The 11,394-nt window shown below is 71.4% G+C and carries 11 protein-coding genes; 5 read left to right on the top strand and 6 right to left on the bottom strand.

Annotation, left to right across the window (positions count from 1 at the left end; translation table 11 throughout):
- Positions 1–274: 274 nt before the first annotated feature.
- Positions 275–1,018, top strand: a complete 744-nt coding sequence (locus ACP95_RS14580) for a DNA polymerase sliding clamp (RefSeq protein WP_049981902.1) — start codon at positions 275–277, stop codon at positions 1,016–1,018.
- Positions 1,019–1,238: 220 nt separating this feature from the next.
- Complete coding sequence (locus tag ACP95_RS14575; RefSeq protein WP_049981901.1) at positions 1,239–1,880, top strand: HAD family hydrolase; 642 nt, start codon at positions 1,239–1,241, stop codon at positions 1,878–1,880.
- On the opposite strand, the gene ACP95_RS14570 is transcribed toward ACP95_RS14575, so the two are convergent.
- The 4 genes from ACP95_RS14570 to ACP95_RS14555 all read right to left on the bottom strand — a co-directional run bounded on the left by ACP95_RS14570 (position 1,877) and on the right by ACP95_RS14555 (position 6,703).
- The gene (locus tag ACP95_RS14570) at positions 1,877–3,607 is read right to left on the bottom strand and encodes a sensor histidine kinase (RefSeq protein ID WP_049981900.1); all 1,731 of its coding nucleotides are present in this window, start codon (positions 3,605–3,607) and stop codon (positions 1,877–1,879) included. The genes ACP95_RS14575 and ACP95_RS14570 overlap by 4 nt on opposite strands.
- 148 nt (positions 3,608–3,755) lie before the next feature.
- The gene (locus ACP95_RS14565; protein WP_049981899.1) at positions 3,756–5,060 is read right to left on the bottom strand and encodes an MFS transporter; all 1,305 of its coding nucleotides are present in this window, start codon (positions 5,058–5,060) and stop codon (positions 3,756–3,758) included.
- Positions 5,061–5,119: 59 nt separating this feature from the next.
- The gene (locus tag ACP95_RS14560) at positions 5,120–5,707 is read right to left on the bottom strand and encodes a DUF7474 family protein (protein ID WP_049981898.1); all 588 of its coding nucleotides are present in this window, start codon (positions 5,705–5,707) and stop codon (positions 5,120–5,122) included.
- Between the two features lie 45 nt (positions 5,708–5,752).
- On the bottom strand, positions 5,753–6,703 hold the full coding sequence (locus ACP95_RS14555; protein WP_049981897.1) for a cation diffusion facilitator family transporter: 951 nt from the start codon (positions 6,701–6,703) through the stop codon (positions 5,753–5,755).
- 148 nt (positions 6,704–6,851) lie between these two features.
- Between ACP95_RS14555 and ACP95_RS14550 the strand changes: the two genes are divergently transcribed.
- Complete coding sequence (locus tag ACP95_RS14550) at positions 6,852–7,364, top strand: metallophosphoesterase (protein ID WP_049981896.1); 513 nt, start codon at positions 6,852–6,854, stop codon at positions 7,362–7,364.
- Positions 7,365–7,479: 115 nt separating this feature from the next.
- On the opposite strand, the gene ACP95_RS14545 is transcribed toward ACP95_RS14550, so the two are convergent.
- Positions 7,480–9,450, bottom strand: coding sequence for a MutS-related protein (locus ACP95_RS14545; protein WP_049981895.1), 1,971 nt, complete (start codon positions 9,448–9,450; stop codon positions 7,480–7,482).
- Positions 9,451–9,543: 93 nt separating this feature from the next.
- Here ACP95_RS14545 and larE point away from each other — a divergent pair, with 93 nt between their 5' ends.
- Positions 9,544–10,401, top strand: a complete 858-nt coding sequence (larE, locus tag ACP95_RS14540; protein WP_049981894.1) for an ATP-dependent sacrificial sulfur transferase LarE — start codon at positions 9,544–9,546, stop codon at positions 10,399–10,401.
- 63 nt (positions 10,402–10,464) lie between these two features.
- Positions 10,465–10,797, top strand: coding sequence for a hypothetical protein (locus ACP95_RS14535; RefSeq protein WP_049981893.1), 333 nt, complete (start codon positions 10,465–10,467; stop codon positions 10,795–10,797).
- 53 nt (positions 10,798–10,850) lie between these two features.
- Here the strand turns inward: ACP95_RS14535 and ACP95_RS14530 are convergent, their stop codons facing one another.
- On the bottom strand, positions 10,851–11,303 hold the full coding sequence (locus tag ACP95_RS14530) for an MGMT family protein (protein WP_049981892.1): 453 nt from the start codon (positions 11,301–11,303) through the stop codon (positions 10,851–10,853).
- Positions 11,304–11,394 lie beyond the last annotated feature (91 nt).

Here is an 11,394-nt window from a genome sequence, read left to right as displayed (position 1 = left end):
TCGATCATGTCAGCGTGAGCTGTCAATCGTCGATGCTCAGACGTACGTAGCTGTACATCGATCGATGCTCAGACGTACGTAGCTGTACATCGATCGATGCTCAGACGTACGTAGCTGTACATCGATCGATGCTCAGACGTACGTAGCTGTACATCGATCGATGCTCAGACGTACGTAGCTGTACATCGATCGATGCTCAGACGTACGTAGCTGTACATCGATCGATGCTCAGACGTACGGGAGGCTTTTTGAGTGTGGGGCGGAACGCTCGTCCATGTTCAAGGCCATCGTGAGCGCGTCGACGCTCCGGGACTCCCTCGACGCCGTGAGCGTGCTGGTCGACGAGTGCAAGATCCGGCTGAACGAGGAGGAGCTGTCGATCCGCGCGGTCGACCCGGCGAACGTGGGCATGGTCGATCTCACGCTGGAGGCGGCGGCCTTCGAGTCCTACGAGGCCGACGGCGGCGTCATCGGCGTCAACCTCACGCGGCTGGAGGAGGTCGCCGGGATGGCCAACGCCGACGACCTGATCCACCTGGAGCTCGACGAGGAGACCCGCAAGCTCCACATCGAGGTCGAGGGGCTCTCCTACACGCTGGCGCTGATCGACCCCGACTCGATCCGGAAGGAGCCGGACATCCCGGATCTCGACCTGCCGGCGGAGATCACCCTGGAGGGCGCCCAGCTCAACCGCGGGATCACCGCCGCCGACATGGTGAGCGATCACATCCGCCTGCGCGTCGACGAGACCGAGGAGACGTTCCACATCGAGGCCGAGGGCGACACCGACGACGTGGACCTCCAGCTCGAGGCGGAGGACCTGATCGCCCTGACCGCCGGGCCCGCGGACTCGCTGTTCAGCCTCGACTACCTGAAGGACATGAACAAGGCCATCGCGAGCGACGCCGAGGTCCGCGTCGAACTCGGCGAGGAGTTCCCGGTGAAGCTCCACTACGAGTTCGCCGAGGGGCTGGGCAACGTGACGTTCATGCTGGCGCCGCGTATTCAGAGCGACTAGCCGATCACGGCTCGCGACCGTTCGTGCGCTCCGTCGCACGAACGAGGAGCCTGTAGCCGTGATCGTGTGACTAACGACGCCGCGGCGAGCGACCCGCGGCAGCCCCGTGCTGCCGCGACGAAGCCTTCTGCCGCGGCGGTGTCGGAGTAACGAAATCCCGGCGAGCGACCCGCTCTCACACCGACCCACCCTTTTTCAGCGACCTGGCCGATCCGGGAGCATGCGCGCCGTCTACGTCGACTGCGACGGAACCCTCCTCACCCTCGACTGCAGCTACGACGCCCTGTTCGAGCGCGCCTGCGAGGCCGCCGGCGTCGACGCCACCGCAGAAGCGCAAGCAGCCTACGGCGAGGCGTTCTTCGCGGCGTTCGAGTCGTTCGACCCCGAGCCGTACCGCGCGGGGATGGCCGCCGCCGTCGAGGCAGGTGGTCTCGACGCCGACCCGGCCGACCTCGCGGCGGCGTACGTCGACGCCGAGGTCGGCGCGTCGACGCCCGCCGAGGGCGCCGGCGAGGCACTTGACGCGCTCGACGGCCCCGATAGCGCGCTCGGCGTGCTCACCAACGGCGTCAGCGCCGTCCAGCGACGAAAACTCGAGAGCTCGGGGCTGTTCGACCGGTTCGACGCCTACCTGCCGAGCTACGAGGTCGAGGCCCACAAGCCCGACCCGGCGGTCTTCGACGCCGCACGGGAGCGTCTCGACGCCGACGAGTACGTCTACGTCGGCGACTCGATGGAGCACGACGCCCGGCCGGCCCGGGCGGCCGGGTTCCTCCCGGTCCACGTCGACCCCGGCGCCGAACCGGGCGTCGTCGCCGTCGACGGCCTCGGCACGCTCGGGCGGGCGGTCGACCGGCTCTAAGCGTCGTCGCCCTCTCCGTCCTCCAGCGGGAACGCGACCTCGATCCGGGTGCCGCCGTCCGCGGGCGTCTCGATGTCGATCGTCGCGCCGAACAGCGTCGCGCCCCAGTACACCGCCCAGAGGCCGAGCCCGCTGCCGTGTTCCAGCGCCGTCTCCTCGCCGGCGCGCAGGACGGCGACCTCGTGGTCCGGCAGCCCCGCGCCGTCGTCGGCGACGACGAGTCGGGCGACGCCGGCCGCGCGGTCGGCCGAGAGCGACACCGTCACTGGCTCGTCGCCGTGTTCCAGCGCGTTGTCCACCAGGTTCTCGACGACCGCGTCGAACGCCCGATCGACGCCGGCGAGCGGGAGCGACCCCGGTAGGTCGACGGTCACGTCCGCGCCGGGGTAGGTCGACGCCAGGTCGGTGAGCACCGAGCGCGTGCGGTCGGCGGCGTCGAACGTCGACTCCTCGGCCGCGAGGAACGCCTCCACCTCCCGGGCGTTCTCGCCGAGGCTCGCCAGCCCCCGCGAGGTGCTCTCGATCTGTTCGGCCATCGTCGCCTCCTCGCCGTCGAGGCGCTCGCGGAGCGTCTCCGCGTAGCCGAGCACGACCGTGAGGTCGTTCCGGAGGTTGTGCCGGAGCACGCGGTTCAGCACCGCCACGCGCTGGCGCTGGCGCTCCCGGACGGTCACGTCGGAGAACACGACCGTGTAGCCCACGCGGGTCCCGCGGGGGTCGGTCAGCGGCGACGTCGACACCGAGTACGTCCGGCGCCCCGTCCCGTCGCGGCTGTCGACCTCGACCAACTCACGGGCGGAGAGGTCCTCGCTCCCGCCGGCGTCGGCCGCCTCCGCGGCGCCGACCGGAAGGTCGAGGAACGCGTCGAGCGGGCGATCGCGCGCGGTCTCGGCGTCGACGCCCAGCAGCGCCTCGGCCGCGGGGTTGAGCCGGACGACGCGCCGATCGAGCGAGAGCGCGACGATCGGGTCGGCGAGGTCGTCGATCGCGGTGCGCTCGGCGGCGCGGCTGGTCGTCGGGTTCCGCTCGAACATCTCCGCGCGGTCGAACGCGTACGCGTCCAGTACGACGTGCGGGACGAACATCAGGGGGGCGAGCTGGAGCTGCGGCACGGGGCCGATCGCCAGCGCCCACGCGACGAGCGCGAACCCCGGCGGCAGCGAGCTCAGCGCGACGGCGGCGCTCTCCCGGCGGTACAGCGGGCCGTAGCTGAGCAGGGTGTCCACGAGCAGGAACACCGCGCTGGCGACGAGGACGGTCTCCACGGCGACGACGAGGTACGCCCAGGGGCTGAACGCGTACGACACCGTCGCGACGCCGAACGCGGGGTCGATCTCGAACCCGGTCCAGAACCACCCGTGTATCGGGTTGGTGACGACCAGCGCGGTCGAGACGAGCCCGAAGCCGACGAACGTCGCGAACAGGCGGCCCCGGATCACGTCGCTCCGGCCGGTGTACTCCAGCGCGAACCCGAGGAAGGCGATGCCGGTCCAGACGATCCCGAGCCACATCGTCGCCTCCAGCGCGCCCCGGACCGACGGATCCCGGACGAGCAGGCCAAGGCCGTAGGAGAGACACCACGTCGCCTGCGCGGCGAACACGCCGAGGAACCAGTCGACGCCGGGCCGTCCCCGGTGTTCCCGGATCCCCCACGCCAGCGCGAGCGCGCCCACTCCCCCGGCGATCGAGCCGAGGGCGGGCCACGGGGGGAGCGGGTCGATCGCCATCTGTCAGCCACGACGGAGACCTGTGGCGTAAAGCTGTCGTGGTGGCTGCTGCGCCACCCCACAGAACAGCCGGTAGCGGAAGGGGGCGTCGCCGACGGAGACACCCGTGATCCCGAGCTGGCACGGGAGCTGTGCGGCGACCCAGCCCCTACCGCGCTCGTGACACCAACAGCCCCAGCACCGGCAGCACCACCAGCGCGCCGACGACGAACGGCGACCAGTAGGTGGCGACGTACAGCACGCCCATCAGCGGCGGGCCGACCGTCCGGCCGAGGCTGCCGGCCCCCTGTGTGACGCCGAAGGCGCTGCCCTGCCGGTCGTCGCTTGCGCCGGTCGAGACCAGCGTCGAGAGCGAAACGCCGAGCAGCCCGTTGCCCAGCGAGAGCACCGCCCCGGCGACCAGCAGCCACGCCAGCTCGGGGCTGACAACGCCGACCCACGGCAGCAGCAGGCGGCCCAGCTCCGGCGAGAACGGCAGCATCGCCAGCGCCGACGCGAGCAGGGCGGCGCCGGCGATCGCGAGGCGCGCGGGCGGGACGACCCGGCTCAGCCGCCCGACGAGCACCCCCTGGTTCAGCGCGCCCAGCACGCCGAGGTAGCTCAGGAACAGCGCGACCTGCGTCGCGTCGTAGCCGTACACGTCGGCCGCGAACGGGATGAACATCACCTGCACGCCGGAGAACGCCACGGAGACGAGGAAGAAGGCGATCACGAGCCCCCGGAGCGACGGGTCCGTCAGGGCGTCCCGGAACGTCGCGAGCAGGCTCGTCCGCTCGTTGGGGCCGCGCCGTCGGTCGGGCTCCTCGAGGTACCGGACCGCCAGCAGCAGCGCGAGCAGCGAGAGCCCCGCCGCGAGGAAGCTCGGCAGCGAGTACTGCGTGGTCGGGACGAACCCAGGCAGGGCGGCGTCGGCGGCGCCGACGACCGGGTCGCTGGCCGCGATGCCGCCTAAGGCGGGCCCGAAGATGAACCCCAGACTGAACGACGCGCCCAGCAGGCCGAGCGCGCCCGCGCGGCGCTCTCTCGGCGTCACGTCGGCGATGTAGGCGTTCGCGGCGGCGATGTTGCCGCCCATCGCGCCCGCGACCATCCGCGAGGCGAACAGCGTCGCCAGCCCCGCGACGGTGCCCGCGACCGCCGCCACCTCGCCCGCCACGCCGAACACCGTCCACGCCACCACGCTCCCAGCCAGCGAGAGCAGGATCACGGGGCGGCGCCCGCGCTCGTCGGAGAGGCGGCCGAGCGTCGGCGCCGCGAGGAACTGCAGCAGCGAGTAGGAGGCCGCGAGCAGCCCGATCACCGCGTCGCTGACCGCGAAGCTCCGGACGTAGAACGGCAGGATGGGGATGACGACGCCGAAGCCGAGCAGGTCGACGAACACGATGCCGACGACGACGGCGAGCGCGCGCTTCGGGCGGCGGACCTCGGCGGTCGATCCCTCCGGGACGGCCATACCGAAATGGGCACCCGCGTGGTCCTAAGCCTGTGGGCGCCGGGGCGGGAACGGCCGGCTCAGCCGTGTCGCTGGATGACGCGCTTGGCCGCCTGCGCCTTCTCCTTCCAGCCGTAACCCGCCTCGTACACGTGGCGCTTGCTGTCGACCAGCTCCGTCGGGCTGTTCTCCTCGAACCCCCCGCGGGCCCACGTGCCGGACTCCTCGAGCCACTCGAGCACCTTCTCGCGGGTCTCGGGCCACGTCAGCCCGACCATCTCGTACCACGCGATCATCGCGAACACCGCGTTGTCGTGGCAGCCGGGGTAGGAGCCCTGCCGGTAGATCGTCCGCATCGGATCCGTCGTCGGCTCGGAGACCTGTTCGCGGTACGCCTCGGCGGTCAGCAGTTCGAGGCGGCCGTTGGTGTCGGGCTGGATCCGGCCGCTGCGCCGGAGGTGTGAGAGCGCCGCCTGGTGGAGCGCGTCCCACTCGGGGACGAGCTCCCTGATCGCGTCCTCCTCGCGGGCGCCCGCCGAGAGCGGCGCGAGCACGTCGACGTAGGCGCGCTCGACAGTCTGCCACTCCGTCCCCTCGAACCGACAGCCGGCGTCGTGGAGGCTGCTCGTGGCGTGGCAGTCGGGACAGGGGTAGTCGAACCGCGGCACGGCCCCCCCTTACCAGTCGGCTCCCTTAGAACTCGCGGTCGACGCTCACGTCGACGGCTCGATGTAGATCATCGCGACGCGGCTGTCGGTCGCTTCGAGCTCGGCCTCGATCTCGCCGATCCGCTCGGTGATCTCCCCCGTCACGAGCTCCGGGTCGAACGTCACCTCGGCGGCGACCATCGCCTTCTGCGGGCCGAAGAAGACGGAGCTGAAGGAGTCGACGTGGACGACCTCGGGGTGGTCGCTGATGGCGGTCTGGAGCTCCTGCTCGACGGACCGGGAGAGGCTCTCGCCCAGCAGCAGCCGCTTGTTCTCCCAGGCCAGCGCCAGCGCGAACCCCATCAGCAGCAGGCCGATGATCGCCGCGGTGACCGCGTCGTAGATGCCGTTGCCGGTGATCCGGGTGAGCGCGACGCCGACGAGTGCGATCGCCGCCCCCGCGAGCGCGATCGCGTCCTCGGTGAACGCCGTCAGCGTCGTCGCGTCGCTGGTCTCGCCGAACGCCTCCCGGACGGTCTCCCAGCCGAACTCCGCCATCTGGCTCCGGAGCTCCTTGTTCGCCTTCCTGAGCGCGTACGTCTCGAACGCGATCGCGGCGAGCAGGATGACGACGTTGAGCCAGAACGTCTCGTACTCGGCGCCGACGACGGGGACGGTGAACGTCCCGGCCTCGGTCTGGCCCGCGGTCTGGATCGCGTGGATCCCGTGGTTCAGGCTCTCCCAGCCCGCGATCCCGAACAGGAGCACGGCGACCAGGAAGGCGTAGAAGAACTGGGCCTTCCCGTAGCCGAAGGGGTGGTCGCGGCTGGTCGCCTTCCCGGAGTAGCGGATACCGACGAGGAGGAACACCTGGTTGCCGGTGTCGGAGACCGAGTGGTACGTCTCCGAGAGCATCGAGGGGCTCCCGGTGAGCAGGAAGCCGACGAACTTGAGGATCGCGATGGCGCCGTTGGCGAACAGCGCCGCCAGCACGACCCCGGTACTGCCACTAGCCATGCTCGGGCAGTCACGAGACAGTCCCTTATCGGTGTCGGGGCGGCGACGGCGTCGACCGGGAGCGCCGAACCGAGCGGGTCACGGCGTCGCCGGTCCGATCGCGTCGCCGACCCGGCCGCTTTTGCCCGCCCGACGCCGACCGGACGGTATGCTGGTCGTCCTCTCCGACACCCACGCGACCGAGAGCCCGAGCCTCGTCGGCGCCGCGGCCGACGCCGTCGACGACGCCGAACTGGTGCTCCACGCCGGCGACTTCACCACCGAGGCGGTGCTCGACGCGTTCCACGACGTCGCCGCCGACCTCCGGGCGGTCCACGGGAACCGCGACAGTGACGCGGTGACCGATCGGCTCCCGACGGCGACGACGCTCACCTACGCGGGCGTCCGGATCGCCGCGACCCACCGTCGGCGCGGTGGCGCGACGGGGCTGGCGATGTTCGGGCGCGAGCGCGGCGCCGACCTGGTCGTCTCGGGCCACACGCACCGACCGGTCGTCGACGAGGAGGGGTCGGTGACGCTGCTCAACCCGGGGAGCCACGCCGATCCGCGGGGCGCGAGGCAGTCCTTCGCCGTGCTCGAACCGACGGAGGACGGGCTGGCCGGGCGGCTGGAAACGGTCGACGGCGACGTGTTCGCACGCTTCGACGTGGAGAACGACTGATGCCCTGCGTGGGGCGGGTGGAGGGCCGAAGCAGGGACACTTCTGCGTAGGGGTGGATTCGACAAAGTAGTTAGGTAAACACAAAGAGGCGTTTTAGCGTCCGACGCCGAGGGGGTCAGAACTTCTCCAGCAGGTCGCGGTAGAAGCCGGACTCGGTCTCGTCGGCCAGCTTCTCGACGATGAGCTCCGGCGTCGAGCGCGCGAGGTGGTCCTTCTTCGGCGAGCGGTCGACCCGGAGCTCGCCGTCGACCAGCCCGACCGCCTCGATCCCGTCGACGGCGACCTCGAACCCCGCGGCCTCCCGGATCCCGTCGGCGAGGTGGGAGACGAACACGGCGCTCGCGCCCTGCTCGTCGAGCGCTTCGAGGATGCCGGCGATGATCTTCGCCGAGGCGCCGGGTTCGGTGATCGACTCGAGCTCGTCGACGAGCACGAGCCGGCCCGCGGCGCCCTCGACGAGGTCGCCGAACTCCCGGAGCGTACTCTCGAACGCGCCGGCGTCGAGCGTCCCCTGTGACTTGGCGTAGTAGTGCAGCTCCGACACCCGGCCGATCCGTGCGTCCTCGGCGGGCACGGGCAGGCCCATGTGCGCGAGGACGACGATCAGCCCCACGAGGTCGAGCGTCGACGTCTTCCCGCCGGAGTTCACCCCGGAGAGCAGTGTCACGCCCGAGACGCCGTAGTCGACGGGGTCGACCGCGTCGAACGCCACGTCCAGCAGCGGCGAGCGGCCGCCCTGGATCTCGAACCCCTCGCCCGCGATCGTCGGCATCGTGCAGTCGAAGTCGCGGGCGAACCGCGACACCGCCAGCTCCACGTCGAGCTCCAGCGCCGCGTCGACCATCGCCTCGGCGGGCTCGCGGCGCTCCCGGAGCTCCGCCGCGAGCTCGGTCTCCAGCTGGTTCGCGCGCCTGTCCCGGTCGGCCGTGAGCTCGGTCCGGAGCCGGGAGACCGCCTCCTCGTTGTGTTCGAGCGGGAACGAGGGCTCGCCGCCGAACACGCGGTCGACGAACTCCGCCTCGCCCGCGTCGAGGTCGAGGCTGTCGACGACGTGCTCGCGGGCCGACTCGACCGCCTGGTCGTAGTCGTCGGCGAGCTCGCGGGAGAGCAGCGAGTCGACGCGGGCGCCCTGCTCGACCAGCGAGAGGAAGTCGGTGCCCTCGATCGTCACGTCCCGCTCGCCGATCGCCTCCCGGAGGTGGTCGTTGCCGATCGACTCCGCGGTGCTCACGGCCGCGTCGAGGTCGTCGACGGCGACGGAGAGCCGTTCCAGCTCCTCGTCGCCGACGACGCCGCCGTCCTCGTCGACGCGGTCGAGCGCCGCCCGCAGCGCGTCGATGTCGCAGTCGGGGTCGGTGCCGGCGGCCTCGTGGACCGCGGCGGCGGCCAGCAGCCGCTCGCGGTTGTCGGCGAAGAAGGTGAGCGTCCGTTCGGGAACGAACTCCTCGGGCTGCTCCAGCGCGTCCGGCACCACTCGCACGTCGCCCTCCACGTCGATCCCCGCGAACTCGGCGTCGAGCACGTAGACGGTGGAGTACGACCGCCCGAGCTCCCCGAGCTCGCGGCGCTCCTCGATCACCTCGACGGGGAGTTCGGGGAGCGCGTCCTTCGCCTCGGCGTAGCGCTCGGCGTCGGTGGTCGCGACACAGCGCTCCCGGACGCGGATCCACTCGGCCGGTTCGAGCGGTTCGACGCCCGCCAGCGCGTCGAGGATCTCCGGGTCGGGGTCGCGCTCGGTCGCCGCCGTCGCGAACGCGCGGACCTCCTCGATCCGGGACTGCTCGGTGCTGGGGAAGAACGTCTCCAGTCGCTTCTCGCCGTAGGTGGTGACCGCGCGCTCCTGCAGCAGGCCGAGCGCGTCGTCGTAGATCTCCCGCGCCCGGTCGGTAGCGAGGAAGCCGCCGTCGTCGCCGTGCTCCCGGCGGATGGCGCCGCGGGCGATCGCCGCCGCCCGCCCCTCGGTGATGTCCGGCGAGCGGGCGATCGCGGCCACGTCGCCGCGCCGGAGCGCCTCGCCGGCGTCGTCGAGTTCGGCCAGCGAGGCGGCCGTCTTCTCACCCACCCCCGGGATGGCCGTGAACTCCATTCGGCCCGGGGTTCCGCGCCATCGCTCAAAAGCGTGTGGTTCGGCGGGGGCGCGCGACGACGCCCTTTTGACCGGCGGGTCGGTACTCCCGCCATGTCCCTCGACGCGAAACTGACCGCCGCTCGCGACGATCTCGCCGGTCGCGACGGCGTGCTCGTCGCCTTCTCCGGCGGCGTCGACTCGAGCGTCGTCGCCGCGCTGGCCCACGACGCGCTGGGCGACGACGCCGTCGCCTGCACCGCGAAAAGCGAGACGCTGCCGGCGGCGGAGCTGGACGACGCGAAACGGGTCGCCGACGAGATCGGCATCCGTCACGAGATCGTCGAGTTCTCCGAGCTCGAGGACCCCGAGTTCGTCGAGAACGACGGCGACCGGTGTTACCACTGCCGGACGATGCGGCTCGGCCGGATGTACGAGGCCGCCGAAGAGCTGGGGATCGGCACCGTCTGTGACGGCACCAACGCCGACGACACCGACGGCGGCCACCGGCCCGGGCTGCAGGCCGTCGACGAGCTCGACGTTGCCTCGCCGCTTCTGGCCCACGGGATCACGAAGCAGGAGGTCCGCGAGGCCGCCGAGCGGTACGGGCTCTCGGTCGCGGAGAAGCCCTCGATGGCGTGTCTCTCCTCGCGGATCCCGACCGGGCTCGAGGTGACCGAGGAGAAGCTCACCCGGATCGAGCGCGCGGAGGCGCTGCTCCGGGAGTGGGGGTTCTCCCAGTTCCGAGTGCGGGACCACGACGGGCTCGCCCGCATCGAGGTCGGCGCCGACGAGCTCCACGTCGCGCTCGACCCCGAGTTCGCCGCCGCCGCCCGGGAGCGGCTCACCGAGATCGGGTTCGACCACGTCACGCTCGACCTGGCGGGGTACCAGACGGGGAGCGTGAGCCCCGAGAGCGAGGAGGAGTCGGTCGAGGACGTGCTCGCGGCCGACTACCCGACCGGCGAGTAGTCGACGGCCGGCGCCGGGGAACCCGCCGCCGTTAAGTGATTACGCCGTCTCCGTTCGGGCCAGATGGGGGATCGACTCGTACGAGCCGGCAGCGTGCTCTCCGGCTTCGTCGGCGTCGCGCTCGTCGTGTTCGGGGGGTATCGCGTCCGGTACGGAACCGGGACGGTCGAGGAGCTGCTCGCGCTGGCGATGCTCGCGGTCACCGTCGTCGCGAGCTACCGCTCGCTGGCGGTTCACACCGGCCCACGGGTGAACGCCGTCGGGAACAGCGCGCTCTTTCTCGGCGCGGCGGCGGCGTACGGCGGCGGCGTGAACTTCGGGATCGGGGCGGTCGCGACCGCCGGGCAGGCGCTGTTCCTCATCGCCGTCGCCTACTTCCTGCTCCGGCTGTACTGATCGGCGCCGCCGCTTTCGGGGTGGCTGGTCGCGCTCTCCTACTCGAACCCTCGCTACCGCTCGATGCGCCGGAGCGTCGCCGCCACGTCGCTCGGCGTCGCGCCGGGCGCGTCGTCGACGCGGTGGTCCGGGACGAAGATCGGGACGGGGTTGGCGCGGAGCGCGCGTCTGACCGTCCCGGCGTCGTCCTCGTCGTCCGGGTTCAGGTTCGCCATGTGGGCGACCTGCACCGTGTTCCCCGTCTCGCCGTAGGGGATCTGGCAGACGGCGTCGAGGACGGCGCGCTGGTCCGTCGGGACCGTGATCGCGATCTCCACGTCCGCGAAGTCGTCTTCGGCGCCGTCGAGGTAGTCGAACAGGCGGTCGAGGATCGGGTGGTTCGGTTCCGCGTCGTCCGGGATCGCCTCGGGGAACGACACGTCGATCACCTGGCTGCTGGCGACCGCGATCTGGACGGGGCGGCCGAGCGTGTCCAACTCCCGCGCGTAGATGCCGGCGTCTTCCATCGGCCGAGAGGAGGACGCTCGCTGCCTTGAACCCCGCGGCGGCGCCTGCCGAGGGGGCCGGGTTCGCAAGCCTTTTGAACAGTTCCGTACA

This window comes from Halolamina rubra (assembly GCF_000739555.1).
Taxonomy (GTDB): domain Archaea; phylum Halobacteriota; class Halobacteria; order Halobacteriales; family Haloferacaceae; genus Halolamina; species Halolamina rubra.
Note: the sequence above shows the minus strand (reverse complement) of the source record. Positions and strands in the feature narration are given on the sequence as shown.